The organism is Pigmentiphaga sp. MLSB6-MA01, from assembly GCF_058793475.1.
Genome location: NZ_JBXAFV010000005.1, coordinates 198,291 through 216,209, shown reverse-complemented (window position 1 = coordinate 216,209; position 17,919 = coordinate 198,291). Strand labels below are relative to the sequence as shown.

The 17,919-nt window shown below is 68.8% G+C and carries 16 protein-coding genes; 13 read left to right on the top strand and 3 right to left on the bottom strand.

Features of this window, described 5'->3' with window-relative positions; genetic code table 11:
• Positions 1-33: 33 nt before the first annotated feature.
• The 6 genes from AC1Q6E_RS10775 to AC1Q6E_RS10750 all read left to right on the top strand — a co-directional run bounded on the left by AC1Q6E_RS10775 (position 34) and on the right by AC1Q6E_RS10750 (position 7,250).
• Complete coding sequence (locus tag AC1Q6E_RS10775) at positions 34-2,595, top strand: PKD domain-containing protein (RefSeq protein WP_492572720.1); 2,562 nt, start codon at positions 34-36, stop codon at positions 2,593-2,595.
• A gap of 113 nt (positions 2,596-2,708) precedes the next feature.
• The gene (locus AC1Q6E_RS10770; RefSeq protein WP_492572719.1) at positions 2,709-3,941 is read left to right on the top strand and encodes a dienelactone hydrolase family protein; all 1,233 of its coding nucleotides are present in this window, start codon (positions 2,709-2,711) and stop codon (positions 3,939-3,941) included.
• A 54-nt stretch (positions 3,942-3,995) separates the two neighbouring features.
• A complete protein-coding gene (locus AC1Q6E_RS10765) occupies positions 3,996-5,300 on the top strand; it encodes an aromatic ring-hydroxylating dioxygenase subunit alpha (protein ID WP_152794582.1) in 1,305 nt (434 codons plus the stop codon).
• Positions 5,297-5,812 (top strand): aromatic-ring-hydroxylating dioxygenase subunit beta, encoded by a 516-nt coding sequence (locus AC1Q6E_RS10760; RefSeq protein ID WP_152793084.1) that lies wholly within the window; start codon positions 5,297-5,299, stop codon positions 5,810-5,812. Before AC1Q6E_RS10765 ends, AC1Q6E_RS10760 begins: the two co-directional genes overlap by 4 nt.
• A complete protein-coding gene (locus AC1Q6E_RS10755; protein ID WP_492572718.1) occupies positions 5,812-6,432 on the top strand; it encodes a cysteine hydrolase family protein in 621 nt (206 codons plus the stop codon). Before AC1Q6E_RS10760 ends, AC1Q6E_RS10755 begins: the two co-directional genes overlap by 1 nt.
• Positions 6,429-7,250 (top strand): SDR family oxidoreductase, encoded by an 822-nt coding sequence (locus AC1Q6E_RS10750; RefSeq protein WP_492572717.1) that lies wholly within the window; start codon positions 6,429-6,431, stop codon positions 7,248-7,250. The genes AC1Q6E_RS10755 and AC1Q6E_RS10750 overlap by 4 nt, the downstream gene beginning before the upstream one ends.
• Positions 7,251-7,262: 12 nt before the next feature.
• On the opposite strand, the gene AC1Q6E_RS10745 is transcribed toward AC1Q6E_RS10750, so the two are convergent.
• From AC1Q6E_RS10745 to AC1Q6E_RS10735, 3 genes are all read right to left on the bottom strand, one after another.
• Entirely contained in the window at positions 7,263-8,264 is a 1,002-nt protein-coding gene (locus AC1Q6E_RS10745) for an AraC family transcriptional regulator (RefSeq protein WP_296556259.1), read from the bottom strand.
• Positions 8,265-8,307: 43 nt separating this feature from the next.
• On the bottom strand, positions 8,308-9,303 hold the full coding sequence (locus AC1Q6E_RS10740) for a tripartite tricarboxylate transporter substrate binding protein (RefSeq protein WP_152793088.1): 996 nt from the start codon (positions 9,301-9,303) through the stop codon (positions 8,308-8,310).
• A 63-nt stretch (positions 9,304-9,366) separates the two neighbouring features.
• Positions 9,367-10,959 (bottom strand): sulfatase family protein, encoded by a 1,593-nt coding sequence (locus AC1Q6E_RS10735; RefSeq protein ID WP_492572716.1) that lies wholly within the window; start codon positions 10,957-10,959, stop codon positions 9,367-9,369.
• Positions 10,960-11,167: 208 nt separating this feature from the next.
• On the opposite strand from AC1Q6E_RS10735, the gene AC1Q6E_RS10730 reads away from it, so the two are divergent.
• The 7 genes from AC1Q6E_RS10730 (at position 11,168) to AC1Q6E_RS10700 (ending at position 17,906) form a co-directional block, all read left to right on the top strand.
• The gene (locus AC1Q6E_RS10730; protein WP_152793090.1) at positions 11,168-12,289 is read left to right on the top strand and encodes a cupin domain-containing protein; all 1,122 of its coding nucleotides are present in this window, start codon (positions 11,168-11,170) and stop codon (positions 12,287-12,289) included.
• A 92-nt stretch (positions 12,290-12,381) separates the two neighbouring features.
• Positions 12,382-13,293, top strand: coding sequence for a fumarylacetoacetate hydrolase family protein (locus AC1Q6E_RS10725; RefSeq protein WP_492572715.1), 912 nt, complete (start codon positions 12,382-12,384; stop codon positions 13,291-13,293).
• A gap of 65 nt (positions 13,294-13,358) precedes the next feature.
• Positions 13,359-14,525: an ABC transporter substrate-binding protein gene (locus AC1Q6E_RS10720; protein ID WP_492572714.1), complete on the top strand. Its 1,167-nt coding sequence runs from the start codon at positions 13,359-13,361 to the stop codon at positions 14,523-14,525.
• Position 14,526: 1 nt separating this feature from the next.
• Positions 14,527-15,432 carry a branched-chain amino acid ABC transporter permease gene (locus AC1Q6E_RS10715; RefSeq protein ID WP_152793093.1) on the top strand — a complete coding sequence of 302 codons (906 nt, stop codon included), beginning with the start codon at positions 14,527-14,529 and terminating at the stop codon, positions 15,430-15,432.
• A complete protein-coding gene (locus AC1Q6E_RS10710) occupies positions 15,429-16,454 on the top strand; it encodes a branched-chain amino acid ABC transporter permease (protein WP_152793094.1) in 1,026 nt (341 codons plus the stop codon). The genes AC1Q6E_RS10715 and AC1Q6E_RS10710 overlap by 4 nt, the downstream gene beginning before the upstream one ends.
• Positions 16,447-17,214, top strand: a complete 768-nt coding sequence (locus tag AC1Q6E_RS10705; RefSeq protein ID WP_152793095.1) for an ABC transporter ATP-binding protein — start codon at positions 16,447-16,449, stop codon at positions 17,212-17,214. Before AC1Q6E_RS10710 ends, AC1Q6E_RS10705 begins: the two co-directional genes overlap by 8 nt.
• On the top strand, positions 17,208-17,906 hold the full coding sequence (locus AC1Q6E_RS10700) for a branched-chain amino acid ABC transporter ATP-binding protein (protein ID WP_152793096.1): 699 nt from the start codon (positions 17,208-17,210) through the stop codon (positions 17,904-17,906). The genes AC1Q6E_RS10705 and AC1Q6E_RS10700 overlap by 7 nt, the downstream gene beginning before the upstream one ends.
• The last annotated feature ends 13 nt before the right edge of the window (positions 17,907-17,919 follow it).

The window sequence follows — 17,919 nt, the reverse complement described above, 5'->3', positions numbered from 1 at the left end:
TCACGCTGTTCCTTCGAAAAGGAAAACCTTGTCATGATTCTTTTCCGCAATCTTTTGCTGGGCGTCGGCGCATCGCTGCTGATGGCCTCATGCGGGGGTGGTGGCGGCGGCGACGATGGCGGCACTTCGACGCCGGCCGACCGGCCCGCCGCCGTGGCCCGGGCCGATGCCCAAACCGTGCCCGCCGGCCAGCCGGTCATGCTGGACGGGTCGGCCAGCTCGACGCCCAATGGCGGCACCCTGGCCTATCTGTGGAGCATCGACCAGCGGCCGGACGGCAGCACCGCCACGCTGTCCGACGAGCGGGTCGCGCAGCCCGTCTTCGCGCCGGACCGGGCCGGTGCCTACCGGATCAGCCTGGTCGTCGACGATGGCAAGGCGCGCAGCGCGCCGGCGCTGCTCGACCTGCGGGCCACCAGCGTCGATCCGGTCGCGGTGGTGACACCCCAGGTCAGCCAGTTGCTGGCGTCCACCGTGCAGCTCGATGGCTCGGCCAGCCTGCCTCCCGAGGGCGGCAGCGCCGCCGGGATCGCCTATGCGTGGACCCTGGCCGAGAAACCCGAGGGCAGCCAGGCGGCGCTGGACGATCCCCGGATCGCGCAGCCGCGTTTCGTCGCCGACAAGGTGGGCGCCTATCGCGCGGTGCTGACCGTGTCGTACGGCAGCCGCGTCAGCGCACCGGCCGCGGTGACGATCACCATAGGCGTGGCCAACTCCCGGCCGGTACCGAATGCCGGCAGCGACATCGCCGGCGCCGTGCGCGGGACGCGCATCGTCCTGGACGGCAGCGCGAGCACCGATGCCGATGGCGACCCCCTGCAATACCGCTGGCGCTTCGCGTCCAGGCCCTATGGTTCGCAGGCCGTGATCGACGCCGCCGCCAGCGCCCGGGCCTCGTTCGTGCCCGACTTCGCCGGCACCTACCGGATCAACCTGAGCCTGTTCGACGGCCAGTCGACCAGCCTGACGCCGGCCACCATCACGGTGCAGGTCGTACCGCCGGCGGGCGCGCCGAACACCAAGCCGATCGCGGTCATCACGGCACCGTTCGGCAAGACCTTCGAGGCCGAGCGAGGGACCTCCATCAGCCTGACCGGCGCCTATTCGATCGATGCCGAAGATGGCATGATCGCCTCCGCCGCGCGCGAGTGGACGCTGCTGTCGGCGCCCGAGGGCTTCGACCGCGCCGCCAACTGGAAAGGCACTTCCTTCATCGGCACGCACTACGGCAATTACCTGGTGCAACTGCGCGTACAGGATTCCCACGGCGCCTGGAGCGATGCCGTCACCCAGGCCTATACCGTCGTCAACGGCGCCAACCGTCCGCCGCGCGCCATCGCCAAGGTGGCAGGCGCGGGCAATTCGGTGGGCGTGGGCGGCACCGTCACGCTGACCGGCGAAGACAGCATCGACCCGGACGGCAACCGCCTGACCTACAAGTGGACCCTGCTCGATCGCCCCGACGGCAGCTCGGCGACGTTGAGCAATGCCAACGCGGTCAATGCCAGCTTCGTGGCCGACAAGGCCGGCCCCTACCTGTTCAGCCTGCTGGTGACCGACGAACACGGTTTCCCCAGCTCGGACGGCATCTCGGTCAATCCGGTCGAGTTGACCGTGGTGGCCCGCACGCGGAACCAGCCCCCGATCGCGCGCCTGGTCGCCAAAGAATTCCTGGGCAACGCCAACAGCGCGATCCTGGCGACGGCGAACTACAGCGCGGAGCAGCCCATGGTGCTGGGCGAGTTCATGGCGGCCAACTCGTGGGGCGCCGGCGAGTTCATGCAATGGAATTCGTTCCTGCTCGAGCCCAACGGCTATGACCCGGACGGCGACGCCATCACTTACCTGTGGACGCTGCCGCAGTCGCCCGCCGAGGCGCGCTTCGCGATGCCGCTGGCCAGCCACTTCTGCGCCGCCAATGCCGGCAACTATCCCGGCGCCTCGGTGATCGGCTTCCAGGACTGGATGAACGCGGGGCTGGCGTTGCGGCAATGGTCATGCAACCGCCTGGGACTGGCGCCGATGACGGCCGGCAAGTACCAGGTGCAATTGGCCCTCAGCGACGGCATCGACATCGCCGGACCGTACACCCTGGACCTGTACGCCGTCGACCGCGCGAATTACCCCAGCCTGCTGTTGGAGGACCTGCGCACGCACCACCAGTGGTCCAACGGCGACCAGATGCTGATCAACAGGCAGGACGCGGACGCCAAGGCTTTCCAGCGGTTCTTCCCGTTCGACGGCTTCGGTCCCACCCTGCCGGGCACGCTGGGGCTGGACAGCTTCCGCGGCGACCTGGTGGTCAAGACCTTCCGCCTGACGGCCTATGGCGGCGACTACACCATCGCCGACCTGCGGGCGGTCGACGCCGGCGGCACCGAGACGCCGAAGTTCGTGGGCCTGGCCAACAACCAGGTCATCCGCCGTGGCGAAAGCGTGGAGTTCCAGCTGGTGTGGCCCATCACGGCGACGCCGCCCGGAACCGGCGGGGTGGTCGCCGGCCGCGACGGCATGACGTGGTCCTTCCGCGTGGCCGGGAAGGACGGGTGGACGTTCAGCTACAACCCGACGAACAACTACAACAACAATTATTGAGGGGGGGCCGGCCCAGATCGTGGCGAGCTTCGGATATCCGTGGCCTGAAGCGGCGAGACCGGCCCGGGGGCCGCTGCCTATAGTTCGGCATCGGCATCGAGCGAGGCGGCCCCATGAAGCACCAGACCACCCTTCCCATGACCCGCCCGGACGGGTCGGCAACGTCGGCGTACTGCGCGATGCCGGCCTCCGGCCATGGCCCCGGGCTGGTGCTGTGCCATGAGATCTTCGGCGTCAACGAGACGATGCGCACGCTGGCCGAGCGCTATGCTGAAGAGGGATACGTGGTGCTGGTGCCGGACCTGTTCTCGCAGATCCGGCCGGGAGTCGACCTGGGCTACGGCGAGGAAGACCACGCGCAGGCCTTCGCGCTGCTGGAACGATTCGACATCGACGCCGGCCTGGCCGACGTCGCGCTGGCCGCGCGGACGCTGCGGGAGTCGCCGGCCACGACGGGACAGGTGGGCGCCGTGGGCTATTGCCTGGGCGGCCGGCTGGCTTATCTGGCCGCCGCCGGGGCGCTGGTCGATTGTGCCGCGGGTTTCTACGGCGTCGGCATCGAGGACCACCTGGACCAGCCGCCGCGCAGGCCGCTCATGCTGCATTTCGGCGATGCCGACCGCTACTGTCCGCCCGAGACCGTGTCCCGGATCGCCGCGCACCTGGCCGGATCGCCGGATGCCAGGGTGCACCGCTATCCGGACGCCGACCACGCCTTCGCCCGAGAGGGCAGCCCGCTCTATCGCAAGCCCGCCGCCCTGGTCAGCTACGAACGCACGATCGCCTTCCTGCACGAGTACATCGGGCCCCGCCATGACCTGTCGGCGCTGTGGGACCGCCATACCGAACTGGAATTCGAGGTGCGCGACGCCGCCGAGACCATGCGCACCATGGTGGCCGAGCCCTATGTCAACCATATCCCCACCCTGACCGGGGGCGTGGGCGCCCGGCAGCTCCACCGCTTCTACAAGCACCACTTCATCCCGTCCACGCCCAAGGACACGCGGCTCATTCCCATTTCGCGCACCGTGGGCGCGACCCAGATCGTGGACGAGCAGTTGTTCTGCTTCACCCACGACGAGGAGATCGAATGGATGTTGCCCGGGATCGCGCCCACCGGCCGCTACGTGGAGATCCCGCTGGTCGCGGTCGTCAAGTTCCGCGGCGACAAGCTCTGCCACGAGCATATCTACTGGGACCAGGCGTCGGTGCTGGTGCAGATCGGCGTGCTGGATCCCGCGGGCCTGCCGGTGGCGGGCCGGGAAACGGCGGCCAAGCTGCTGGATGAAAGCCTGCCGTCGAACGTCTTGATGCGGTCCTGGGCGAAAAGCGAAGGGAAGGACTGACAGGAATCCCTGCGTAAGGAGGTTGAGTTGTATACGAACGAGCAACTGGCGGACATGGTCAAGCCGGACAAGGTGCACCGCGCGGTCTATGTGGACCCCGGCATATTCGACCTGGAGATGGAGCGCATCTACGGCCGCCTGTGGGTCTACGTCGGGCACGAAAGCCAGATTCCGCAAACCGGCGACTATCTGACGAGCCGCATCGGCCGGCAGGACGTCATCCTGGTCCGCGCGGCGGACGGCAAGCCCCACGTGCTGTACAACCGCTGTCCGCACAAGGGGGCGCAGATCGTGCCGCCGGGCGGCGGGCACGTGGACCGGCATTTCCGCTGTCCCTACCACGCCTGGACGTTCCGGCTCCACGGCCCGATGCTGTCGGCGCCGTTGCGGGCCGGCTACGAAGGCACGGCATTCGATCCGGCCGACGAGGCGTTCTGGCTGCGGCGGGTCGCCCGCGTGGCCAGCTACCGGGGCTTCGTCTTCGCCAGCCTGTCCGCCGGCGGCGACGATCTGGTGGATTTCCTGGGCGGGGCGAAGGCGGCGATCGACAACCTGTGCGACCGATCTCCCGTGGGCGAGGTGGAGGTGGCCGGCGGGGTGTTCCGCGTCTGGCAGAACTCCAACTGGAAGATCTTCTACGAGAACCTGCACGACACCATGCATGCCGCGGTCACGCACGAGTCGTCCGTCGTCGCGGCCAGGGACGAGTACGAGGCCTCGATGGCCGGCCAGGACATGCCGTTCGTGCTGCACATCATGGCGGGCAATGGCGAGCCCTACCAGTTCTGGGAGAAGCTGGCGGTACACGCCTTCGACCATGGGCACGGCTACATGGAGGGGATCTTCGACCCCGGCGGCACGGACCGGGATCCGACCAGCCGCGCCCATCATGAAAGCCTGGCCGCCGCGGTGGGCGAGGCGCGGGCCCGGGAAATACTGGGCATGAACCTGCACAACACCATCATCTACGGCAGCGGGTCGCCCCATACGGTGTTCCAGCAGTTCCGCGTCATCCGGCCCGTCGCGGTCGATCGCACCATGGTCGAGATCGTCACCTTCCGGCTCAAGGGGGCGCCCGAGGCGGTGTTCGAACGCGCCGTGACCTACGCCAATACCATCAATTCCCCGTCATCCAACGTGATGCCCGATGACGTGGAGCTGTACACCCGGGTGCAGAAAGGCAACCGGCTCGACGGCGGGGACTGGGTCAGCATGCATCGCTACTGTGGCACCGACCGGGACATCCCGGGCGGGAAAGTCGCCGTCAACGGCACGAGCGAGCTGCCCATACGCAATCAGTTCGTGGCCTGGAAGGCCTTGATGACCGAGGGTGGGGCAGGATGCGGGGGGACGGCATGAACGGGATCGGAGCGGCGCAGGTGGACGAGGCGATCCGGCTGAAGCACAGGGTCGAGCAGTTCCTGTTCCTGGAGGCGCGGCTGCTCGACGCCAATGCCTGGGAGGAATGGCTGCGGCTGTTCACCCCCGCGGGCATGTACTGGGTCCCGCGCATGCGGGGCCAGCTGGACGCCAGGACCCAGGTTTCCCTGTTCCACGAGGACGCGTTGCTGCGCAGCGTGCGCGCCCGCCGGCTGGCCAACCACCGGAACTGGTCGCAGCAGCCGCCGACGCATGCGACGAGGACGATAGGCAACGTATCGGTGACCGACCCGGGCCCCGGGACGATCGTGGTCCGTTCGTCGTTCCAGATGCTCGAATGGCGAGCCGACAACCCGCGCGCGTTCGGCGGCAGCTATACGCATACGCTGCGCGAGGATCCCGCCGCGGCCGGGTCGTTCCGGATCGAGATGAAGCGGGTGGACCTGGTCAACTGCGACGCGATCCACGAGAACCTCCAGGTGTTCCTCTGATGCCGCTCGACTTCTCGCGCCCCGCCGTCCTGGCGCTGCACTACCAGAACGAAGTCCTGCATCCGGACGGCAAGTTCGCCTTCGGCGTGGCCGGGGACGGCGCCGCGCAGCCGGCCGTGGTGCGCGGCGCGCGCGGCCTGCTGGATCTGGGGCGCCGGCGGCGATGGCCGCTGGTGCACGTGCGCATCGCCTATCGGCCGGACTTCTCCGACGTGACGCAGAACTGCGCCATCTTCAGGACGGTGGTGGCGCAGGCGGTCATGGCCGACGGGAGCTGGGGGGCGGAATTCCTGGAGGAACTCGCTCCGCTGCCGGGCGAGGCGGTGGTGACGCACAACCGCGTCAATGCGTTCTTCCGCTCCGGCCTGGAGACCATGCTCGACGCGATGCGGCCATCGCTGCTGCTCGTGGGCGGGGTGGCCACCAACTCGGTGGTGGAACACACCGTCCGCCACGCGACCGACCTGGGCTGGCATTCGGCCGTGGTCGAGGACGCCTGCGGCGCGGCCAGTCCGGCGGTGCACGCGGCCGCCCTGCACAACCTGCGGCTGCTGGCCGAGGTCTGCCGGCTCGACGAGATTCGACGATTGGCCGACGGATGGAAGAGGGAGGCGCGATGAACGATCTGCAAGGGAAGGTCGCCCTGGTGACGGGCGGCGCCAAGAGCCTGGGTGCCGGTATCGCCGAGGCGTTCGTCCGCGCCGGCGCGTCGGTGGTCGTGGCCGACATCGACGCGGGCGCTGGCCAGGCGCTGGCCGCCCGGCTGCGCACGCGGGCGGAGCCCGGCCAGGCGGCCGTGTTCGTGCGCACCAACCTGGCCGAGGATGCCGATCAGGCTGGACTGGTGGATTTCCTGGGCCGCGAGTTCGGCCGTCTCGACTGCCTGGTCAACAACGCCTGCATCTACGACGATGCGGGACTGGCCTCGACCCGGGAGCAGTGGCTGCGTTCGCTGGACGTGAACGTGGTGAGCGGGGCGCTGCTGGTCGGACGCGCGGTGCCCTTGCTGCGCCAGGCCGAGCGCCCGGCGGTCGTGAGCCTGTCCAGCGTCGCGGGCAAGGTCGGCCAACTGGGCCGCCTGCTCTACCCGGCATGCAAGGCGGCCATCCTGCAGGTCACCCGCAGCCTGGCGGTGAACCTGGCGCCCGAGGGCATACGCGTGAATGCGGTGACGCCCGCCTGGACGTGGTCCGAGGCGCTGGCTTCCCAGGTGGCCGGAGACCGTGTCCTGGCCGATCGCGTGGCGTCCACGTTCCATCCGCTGGCGCGCGTGGGAAACATCGAGGACGTCGCGGGGGCCGTGCTGTTCCTGTGCTCTGGCGCGGCGGGCTTCGTCACCGGCGCCGACCTGCCCGTGGACGGCGGCTACGCGGTGCTGGGGCCCGACCAGGGGCGGTCGCCCGCCTATTGGTTCCAGGCCGCGCGCCAGCCGGAGTGACGGGCGGCCCGCTCAGGGCTGCCCGCGCACCCGCCGGCGCAAGGTCTCGTTGGGGGATTCGCCGAAGCGTTCCCGATAGGTGGCCGCGAAGCGGCCCAGGTGCGGGTAGCCCCAGCGATACGCGACTTCCGAGACGCTGTCCGCCCTGCCGCCCTTGAGTTCGTCGCGGATCCGGTTCAGGCGCATGGTGCGCAGCGCGGCCATGGGGCTGACGCCATGCTGGTCCTGGTAGGCCCGGGAAAGCGTGCGCACGCTGACCCCGGCATGGCTGGCGATGTCCTGCAGCGAGATGACCTCCTGCACGCAGGACTCCATGAATTCCTGGGCGCGCCGCACGCAGCGCGGCAATACCCGGCGGACCTCCGGGGCCGGCTGGTCGCGCAAGCCCTGGGCCTGTGTGTTCAGCAGGTGCCCGATCAATGCCTGCTGCGCGATCCTCAGCCCCATCGGGCCGCTCCGCGCGCCGTGCGCCGGCGCGAGGTGGGAACAGAAATACTCGATCAGCGTGCGCAGCCCGTGGGCGGGTGCGGCATCCAGCGGGATCTCGCGAGCGAAGTCGATCGGATCGTCCACCGGCTTGCCGGTCAGGTGTTCGTACACCTCGTACAGCAGCGCCTTGGGAATCTTGATCAGCAACTGCGTGGTGGAGGTTCCCCACTCCAGTTCCAGGGATACGTTCGAAGGCATGATCAGGGTGTCGCCCGGCCGCAGGGACCATTGCCCTTCCCGGCACCGGACGCGGACTTCGCCGCGCAGCGCGGACTGGACCAGCACGAAGTCGCGCGACGGCGCGGTCTCGACCGCCACGGCGCCGCCGTATTCCAGCAGGCACATCTGCAGGCCGGCCGTGACGGCGCCGTACAGGCGCGCGTCCAGGTGGCGGGCGCGCGGGGTCAGCCGGTGTTCGTTCAGCACGCCGGCCACGCCCGAGCGGACCTCGTCCAGGTCGGACGAGGACAGCAGGACGTGGTTCTTGAGCACGCTTTCCGAGTGGGCGAGAAAACCGCCTGCCATGTCTTGCTCCCTTGCGCCGGCAAAGCGCCGTTCATCTTCGAGGCTACTCCATCTTGATGCCGGCGTCGCGGATCAGTTTCGTGAAGCGCTCCTGTTCCCGCGCCATGGCCTGGGCGACCTGATCCGGGCTGCTGGGCGCGACGATCAACCCGCGTTCGGCGAAGCGGTCGGTCAGCGCGCGATTGCGCAGGGCCTCGGCCACCTTCTCCTGCATGCGTTCCACCATGCCCCGGGGCGTGGCGGCGTGGACGAACAGGGTGAAATGCGTGGGAATGAGAAGGTCGTCCGGCGCGCCCACTTCACGCAGGGTGGGAACGTCGGGCAACAGCGGCGATCGCTGGGCGGCCCCGATGGCCAGCGCCCGCAGCCTGCCCGAACGGATGTGTTCGAGCACGGTTTCCTGGCCGGTGATGACACAGCCGAGCTCGCCGCTCAGCAGGCCGGCCACGGCTGGCGCGATCCCCCGGTAGGGGACGTCGACCATGCTGATGCCGTAGTGGCGCTTGATCAGTTCCAGGCTGAGGTGATGCACGCTGCCGATGCCCGCCGTGCCCACCGTCAGCGCGCCGGCCTTGCCGCGGGCGAAGGCCAGCATCTCGTCCCAGGTCTTGTACGGCGCGTTCGCCCGGCAGACGAAGACCAGGTCGACGCTGGCGACGTCGGTGACGCCGACCAGGTCCTTGGGGTTGTAGGGAAGCTTGGCCAGCAGCGCGGGGTTGACCGTCAGGGTCAGGCGGTCGTAGAGCAGCAGGGCGCTGCCGTTGGGTGGCGCATTGGCCACGGCGGCGGTGCCGATCACGCCGTTGGCGCCCGGCTTGTTCTCCACGATGACGGTCGATTGCGTCGTCGCGGCCAGGCGTTCGCCCAGGCTGCGCGCGAGCACGTCGGGGCCGCTGCCGGGGGACGAGGGCACGACGATGCTGACGGGACCGGTGGGCCATCCCTGGGCGCGGCTGCCGTTCGCGGCCAGCGCGAGGGCGCCGATCGATGTCCAGAGCAGGATGCGTCCCAGCCGGGGGAAAGTGAAGGGCCAGACCATGGTGAATCTCCGTGTGAGGTTCCTACGTGGTTGTCGGGACCGTCCGCCGGTCGGGCGGGCGGTCTATGCGATGCGGGTGGGCAGGGGAGAACGGCTGGCGAGGGCCATCATCTTCTGGACGAGGGTTTCCATCAACCTCGCGCGCGTGCCGGCATGCCGCGGGTCGTGCCACAGGTTGACGCGCTCGTGCGGATCGCCCGCGAGGTCGTACAGTTCCCCCCAGTCGGCACCCAGGTAGACACTCAGCCGCCATTGGCGGGTGATCAGCGTGCGCAGCCGGACCGGCCCGTCGAAGCCGCCGAACACACGCTGTATCTCGTCCTCGATCAGGATGGCGTCGTGCCCTTGCCAGTCGGGATCGTCCAGGGCGGGCAGCAGGCTGATGCCCTGGATGTCGTGATAGGGCGCCGTGCCCGTCCGGTGCAGCAGGGTCCGCGCCAGGTCCAGCGTGCCGTGCAGGGCGGCGCTGCGCCGTCCTCCCGGAATCCGCGGGTCGGCCCAGATGAAGGGCACGCGCACCAGTCCCTGGTAGTGCAGCGGGCCCTTGAACAGCAGGCCGTGGTCGCCCATGAAGTCGCCGTGGTCGCTGGTGAAGGCCACGATGGTGTCGCGGGCCTGGCCGGTGGCTTCCAGCGTTTGCAGGATCTGGCCGATGCAGTCGTCCACCAGGGTGATCATGCCGTAGCTCAGCGCGATGGCTTCCCGCGCCTCGCGAGGCGTGACGGCCACCACGCGCGGCGTGTCCAGGTTCGCCCGGCCGCCGGCGCGTTCGTCGTGCAGCCAGCGCAGATGAGGCGGCGCGTCCGCCGCCGGCGGGGCACAGGTCGGCGGGACGGCGATGTCCCGGGGGTCGTACATGTCCCAATAGCGGCCGGGCGGCGTGAAGGGATGGTGCGGGTCCGGGAACGAGCATTTCAGGAAGAAGGGCTGGGCCGCCCCGCGCGCCGCGTGTGCTTCCAGGTAGGCGGCGCCGCGCTCGGCGATGTAGCGGCTGGGGTAGCAGGTTTCCGGCAGGCGCGTGCGCCAGGACTGGGGCGCCACGTAGCGGTCGTCGGCCCGGGCGTTCCGGCGGCCGCGCAGGCCCTCGGCCCCGGGCAGGCGTGGCGCGAGCCAGCGCTGGTAGTCGCCGAAGGCCTCGTCGCCGTGCTCCATGCAGAGTTCGACGTGATCGAAGCCGTAGTAGGGCAGCCGGATGCGGTGCGCGGGATCCCGCCAGCGGCTGGCGAGTTCCTGTTCGTAGGCCTCGCCGTCGCGGCGGTCGCCGGTGGCGTCGGGGTGGGCCTCGACCACGGCCCGGCCGTCGTGCGGCGCCCGCTGGACCAGCGGCGGGATGTCCTGCATGTTCTGCAGGTGGCTCTTGCCGATCAGCGCCGTCCGGTAGCCGCGCGCGCCCAGCATCGTGACGAAGGTCGTGTCGTCCAGGCGCAGCGGGATGCCGTTGTGCCTGACGCCGTGCAGCGACGGCATGCGGCCGGTCATCAGGGTGCTGCGGTTGGGCATGCAGATCGGCGAGGCGACGTAGAAACGGTCGAACACCGTTCCCTTCGATGCGATGGCGTCGATGTGGGGCGTCCTGACCTGCCGGTTGCCATAGCACCCGAGATGGTCGGCCCGGTGCTGGTCCGTCATGATGAGCAAGATGTTGGGCTGTCGCATGGGGGCGTTCGCGGTTTCGTCAGCGCAATGTAGAGATGCGCCATGGGGGCGGCAATCCGAATCGGGCCACGCCTGTCCGGTGCTGGACATTTTGCGGATCGGCCTGTGCCTTCCGGGTAAACGATAGGTATGGTCCGGTTGTGGCCGCGGCGGGTCGCGATCTATTATTTCGAAAAGATAAAATCTTTTATAAAAACTGGAGTCGGGCATGGCGCGACACGATGCGTATCGGGAAGAGGTGGTCGGCAGGGCCAACGTGGGAGACACCCCGGAGCTGGTGGCGTACTACGACGAGCTGGCCAGGCACGAGACCGGCGCGCTGTGGACCGTGGCCAACAAGATCGAGCCGTGGCAGCCGAAGTCGGAATCGGTGCCGGTGGTCTGGCGCTACCGCGACCTGCGCGAGCATGTGCTGCGCTCGGTGGACCTGGTCACGCCGGAGCAGGCCGGCCGCCGCGTCATCTACCTGAACAATCCCGGCCGGCGCGAGGTCGCGGCGGCCGTGGGCTGGCTGTACTCGGGGCTGCAGGTCATGCATCCGGGCGAGGTCGCCACCGCCCACTGCCACTCGTCCAGCGCGCTGCGCTTCATCATGGAAGGGCGGGGCGCCTACACCATCGTCGATGGCCACAAGATGACCCTGGGCGCGAACGACTTCGTGCTGACGCCCAACGGCACCTGGCACGAGCACGGCGTCAGCGACGACGGCACGCCCTGCATCTGGCAGGACGGACTGGATATCCCCCTGGTCAATGCGCTGGAAGCGGGCTTCTATGCCGTGCATGCCGACCTGCACCAGGCCGTGACCCATCCGGTGGATGATTCCACCGCCGCGTGGGGCGGGGTGGCGCTGCGGCCCCATGGCGAGACCTGGAGCAAGCCCTACTCGCCGCTGTTCAAGTACGAGTGGGAGCCTACCTACGAAGCCCTGCGGCGCTACGCGGCGACCACCGACGGCAGTCCGTACGATGGCGTGCTGATGAACTACACCAATCCCGCCACCGGCGGCCCGGTCATGGCGACCATGGGCGCCAGCATGCAGATGCTGCGCCCCGGCGAAAAGACCAAGGCCCACCGGCACACGGGCAGCTTTCTCTACCAGGTGGCCAAGGGCAAGGGCTATTCCATCATCAACGGCCGCCGCCACGACTGGCAGGAGCGCGACATCTTCTGCGTGCCGTCCTGGGCCTTCCACGAACATGCCAACGCGTCCGGGCGCGACGACGCCTGCCTGTTCTGCTTCAACGACCTGCCGGTCATGCATGCGCTCAAGCTCTACCGCGAAGAGGCGCTGGCGGAAAACGATGGCCACCAACCGTTGATCGGCTAGCCGTCTACACCTGATTCGATGCTTGTCATAGACCGCGGGTCCAGCCCGCGGCGGGATTCTTGTCGCCTCGCGCGACCCTATGGAGAACAGAAATGCGTCTTGTGACCTACCGCACCACCGTTGCCGAGCAAGCCCGCCTGGGGGCGGTGGTGGGCGACCGCGTGGTGGACCTGGCCCGCCTGGGGGCCGTGGCCGGCGTGCCGCTGCCCGACGACATGCTGGCCTTCATCGACCTCGGTCCGGACGCGGTGCGGTCGGCAACTGAATTGCTGAAGGCCCACGAAGGCAAGTGGCCGGTGGGCACGGCGATCCCGGCCGAGAACGCGCGCCTCCTGGCGCCCATCCCGCGCCCGCGCAAGAACATCTTCGGCATCGGCCTGAACTATGTCGAGCACGTGGAAGAATCCAGCCGCACGCTGGATACCTCGAAGGACCTGCCGACCAAGCCGGTCATTTTCTCCAAGCCGCCCACCAGCGTGGTCGGCCCCGGCGAGGCCATCGAGCACAACGCGAAGATCACCCAGCAGCTGGACTGGGAAGTGGAACTGGCGGTGATCATGGGCCGCCGCACGCACCGCGTGGCCGAGGCCGATGCGCTGGACTACGTGTTCGGCTACAGCGTGATGATCGATGTCAGCGCGCGCGACTGCCGCCGCGCCGGCCAGTGGATCTATTCCAAGGGCCAGGACACCTACGGCCCCTTCGGCCCCTGCATCGTCACCGCCGACGAGATTCCCGATCCGCACGTGCTGGACCTGTCGCTGACCGTCAACGGCGTGACCAAGCAGAGCTCCAACACCCGCCACATGCTGTTCAAGGTGCCGCACCTGATCGCCGACATCAGCGCGGCCATGACGATGGAGGCGGGCGACATCATCGCCACCGGCACGCCCGAAGGCGTGGGCGCCGGCCGCACGCCGCAGGAATGGCTGTGGCCGGGCGACGTGGTCGAGGCCCGGGTCGAGAAGATCGGCACGCTGCGCCATCCGGTGGTCGCCATCTAGGGTCCAAGCCCCCGCGTCCGCGCGGGTTCATTCCAGCTGTTGCAGTACATCCATGGGGAACAACAATGGTCAGGAACATGATCCGGGGCGGACTGTACGCGCTCCTATTCGCGGGCGCCGGCGCGGCGCAGGCCCAGGCGCCGGTCAAGATCGGCTTCATCACCACCCTGTCTACGCCCGCCGGCTACATCGGCGAGGACGAGCGCGACGGCTTCAGCCTGGCGATCAAGCAGGGCGGCGGCAAGCTGGGCGGCGTGCCGGTCGAGCTGGTGGTCGAGGACGATGCGCTCAAGCCCGCGAACGCCAAGCAGGCCGTGGACCGCATGCTGCAATCGGGCATCAAGCTGTATACCGGCGTGAACTTCTCGAACGTGCTGGCGGCGGTGGCGCCCAGCGTGCTGCGCGACGGCGCCTACTACGTGAGCCTGAACGCGGGGCCCTCGACGTTCGCTGGCGAGAAGTGCGACAAGAACTACTTCGTCGCTTCTTTCCAGAACGATGCCTACCACTCGGCCGGCGGCGCGGCCGCCAACGAGCTGGGCTACAAGCGCGTGGTGCTGCTGGCGCCGAATTACCAGGCCGGCCGCGATGCGCTGGCCGGATTCAAGCGCACGTACAAGGGCGAGGTGCTGGCCGAGATCTACACCAAGCTCGACCAATCGGACTTTTCGGTGGAAATGGCGCGCGTGCGTTCGCTGGCGCCCGATGCGATCTACCAGTTCCATCCGGGCGGCGCGGGCATCAACTTCGCCAAGCAGTATGCGAACGCGGGGTTGACCAAGACCATCCCCATGCTGATGCCGTCCTTCTCGATGGATGGGCGCATGCTGGCCGCTTCGGGCGCGTCGGCCGAGGGACTCTACACGGTCGGCATGTGGACCACCGAAATGGACAACCCGCAAAGCCGCGCCTTCGTGAAGGCCTTCACCGAGGCCTACGGCCGCACGCCTACCGACTACGGCATGCAGGCCTATGACACCGCGCTCTTGATCGCCTCGGCCCTGAAGGCCGTGAACGGCGACCTGTCCAAGGGCGATGCCTTTCGGGCGGCGCTGGCCAAGGCCGACTTCCAGACGCTGCGGGGCAAGTTCCGCTTCGACACCAACCGGCATCCCGTCCAGGACTACTACCTGATGCGGGTCGAACGCAGCGGCAACGGGTTCGCGCCCAAGATCGTGCGCAAGGTGGTCAGCGACGGGCGGGACGCCTACGTGGGCCAGTGCAAAGGCTGACATGGCGCTGCTATTCGAACAGCTGCTGAACGGCCTGCAATTCGGCGCCATGCTCTTCATGCTGGCGTCGGGCCTGACCCTGATCTTCGGCATCATGGGGGTCATCAACCTGACCCACGGGTCGTTCTACATGGTCGGCGCCTATTGCGGGGCGTTCGCGCTGGCCCACACCAACTCCTTCGCCGCCGGCGCGGTGGCCGGCCTGGCCGGCGCCGCGCTGTACGGGCTGCTGGTGGAGTTCACGGTGATCCGGCGCCTGTACAAGCGCGACCACCTGTACCAGGTGCTGGCGACCTTCGGGCTGATCCTGTTCACCAACGAGGCGGTCAGCATGATCTTCGGGCGCCAGCCGCCCATGGTCGAGATCCCGGCCTTCCTGGCCGGCACCGTGCCGCTGGCGCCGGGGTTCCAGTATCCGCTGATGCGCCTGGCCTTCATCGTGGTGGGCGCGCTGGTGGCGCTGGGGCTGTGGTTCCTGATCAACCGGACGCGCGTGGGCATGCTGGTGCGCGCCGGCGCCGACGACCGCGAGATGGTGGACGCGCTGGGCATCGACATCCAGAAGCTCTACAGCGTGGTGTTCGGCCTGGGGGCGCTGCTGTGCGGCCTGGCCGGGGTGATGGCGGCGCCGCTGCTGGCGGTGGAAATCGGCATGGGCGAGCGCGTGCTGATCACGACCTTCGTGGTCATCGTGATCGGCGGGGTCGGTTCGGTGCGCGGGGCGATGGCCGGCGCGCTGCTGGTCGGCATGGTGGACAGCCTGGGCCGCGCCTATTTCCCGCAACTGCTGGGGGCGATGCTGTCGCCCGAGGTGGCCGACATGCTGGCGGCGGGATTGGTCTCGGCCAGCGTGTACGTGCTGATGGCATTGGTGCTGATCTTCCGACCGAAGGGGTTGCTGGGATGAGCCGGACGAGTGGAATCGCGGTACCCGGGCGCGGCCCGGCGGGCCTGTTCACGCAATGGAACCGCCGCGCCGTGTTCGGCTGGGTGGGCCTGTTGCTGCTGGCCCTCGTGCCGGTGGCCTCGCACGCCACCGACACGCCCTACCTGATCAACGCGATGACGCGTTTCGTCATCTACGGGCTGGCGGCGGTCAGCCTGGACCTGGTGCTGGGCTATGGCGCGCTGATCAGCTTCGGCCACGCCATGTTCTTCGGACTGGGCGGCTACGTGGTCGCCATCGTCACTTTCCACGCGGTCGAGGCCGGGCCGCTGCTCGGCTGGGCCGGCAGCACGCAGGCGCTGGTCGTCTGGCCCCTCGCGCTGGCGTGCTGCGCGCTGCTGGGCTGGGTCGTGGGCTATCTGGCGCTGCGGACCAGCGGGGTGCAGTTCATCATGATCACGCTGGCTTTCGGCCAGATGGTGTACTTCATCCTGGTGTCGCTCCAGGTGTACGGCGGGGACGACGGCCTGATGATGTCGCGGCGCAGCCAGTTGCCGGGCATCGACCTGGCCGATCCGGTCAGCTTCTATTACCTCAGCCTGGCCGTGCTGGCGCTGTGGACCCTCTTCTGCGTGAAGCTGGTCAACTCGCGTTACGGCATGGTGCTGCAGGCGCTGCGCCAGAGCGAGCGGCGCGCGGTGAACCTGGGCGTGGCGCCCATGCCGTACCGGCTCAGCGCCTTCGTGATCTCGGCCGTGGGCACCGGCATGGCCGGCATCCTGTGGGCCAACTACGCCGAGCTGGTCACGCCCGACATGGCGGCGTGGACCAAGTCGGGCGAATTGATGGCCATCGTCATCCTGGGCGGCGTAGGCACGCTGCTGGGGCCCATCGCGGGCGCCGGCGTGTTCCTGGGACTGGAGCAGGCGCTGTCGGCCTGGACCGAGCACTGGATGTTCATCATGGGTCCGATCCTGGTGCTGGTGGTGCTGGCCGGCAAGCACGGCCTGTTCGGCCACTGGCTGGGGAAGCGCCATGCATAGCGCGGCAGCGGAAGAAGTGCTGCTGGACGTGCGCGGCCTGCGCAAGTCCTTCGGCGCGGTGGCGGCCACGCAGGACGTGGACCTGACCGTGCGCGCGGGCGAGATCCATGCGCTGATCGGTCCCAACGGCGCGGGCAAGTCCACGCTGATCACGCAGATCTGCGGCGAGATCCGGCCCGATGCCGGACAGATCCACCTTGCCGGGCGCGATGTGACGGCGATGCCGGCCTACGAGCGGGCACGGCGCGGCCTGGGGCGATCGTTCCAGATCACCCAGCTGTGCCTGGAGTACACCGCCATCGAGAACGTCATGCTGTCGCTGACCGTGGGCCCGCGCACCCTCTTCTCGATCTGGTCCGATCCCCGGCGCGACGCCAGGCTGGCCGGGCGAGCGCAATCTTGGCTGGAGCGGGTGGGGCTGGCCGACCGCGCCGGCGTGCCGGCGGCCGACATGGCCCATGGCGAGCGGCGGCAACTGGAGCTGGCGGTGGCGCTGGCGCGCGAGCCGCGCCTGCTGCTGCTGGACGAGCCCATGGCCGGCATGGGGCCGGAGGAATCGGCGCGGATGACACGGCTGCTGGCGGGGATGCGCGAACGCTATGGCATCCTGCTGGTGGAGCACGACATGGACGCGGTGTTCGCGCTGGCCGACCGCATCAGCGTGCTGGTCTACGGCAAGCTCATATTCACCGGCAGTTGCGACGAGGTGCGCCAGCATCCCGAGGTGCGCAGCGCCTATCTGGGAGACGCGGCATGCTGAGCGTGGACGGCATCCGGGCGGGATACGGATCGAGCGAAGTGCTGTTCGGCCTGTCGTTCGAGGCCGGGCAGGGCGAGGTCGTGTCGCTGATCGGCCGCAACGGCATGGGCAAGACCACCACCGTGCGCACGCTGATGGGCATGCTGCCCGCGCGCGCCGGCCGTGTCGCCATCCAGGGCCGGGACATCGCCAACCAGGCGCCGCACACGGTGGCGCGGCTGGGCGTGGGTCTCGTGCCCGAGGGACGGCGGGTGTTCGGTTCGCTCACGGTGGAAGAAAACCTGGTGGCCACGCGCCGCGCCGGCCGCGGCGCCTCGGACTGGGACCTGCCCCGCATCTACCAGCTCTTTCCCCGGCTGGGCGAACGGCGCCGCCAGTCCTCGCGCACGCTGTCGGGCGGCGAGCAGCAGATGCTGGCCATCGGCCGCGCGCTGATGACCAATCCGCTGTTGCTGGTGCTGGACGAGGCCACCGAGGGGCTGGCGCCCATCATTCGCCAGGAGATCTGGCGCTGCCTGGACGTGCTCAAGCGCGAAGGGCTGACCATCGTGGTGATAGACAAGAACCTGGCCGAGATGCGCGCGCTGGTCGACCGCCACCACATCGTCGAGAAAGGGCGGGTGGTGTGGGCGGGTACGCCGGCCGAACTGTCGGGCCAGCCGGAACTGGCCCAGCGCTATCTGGGACTCTGATCAAGGACGCGAG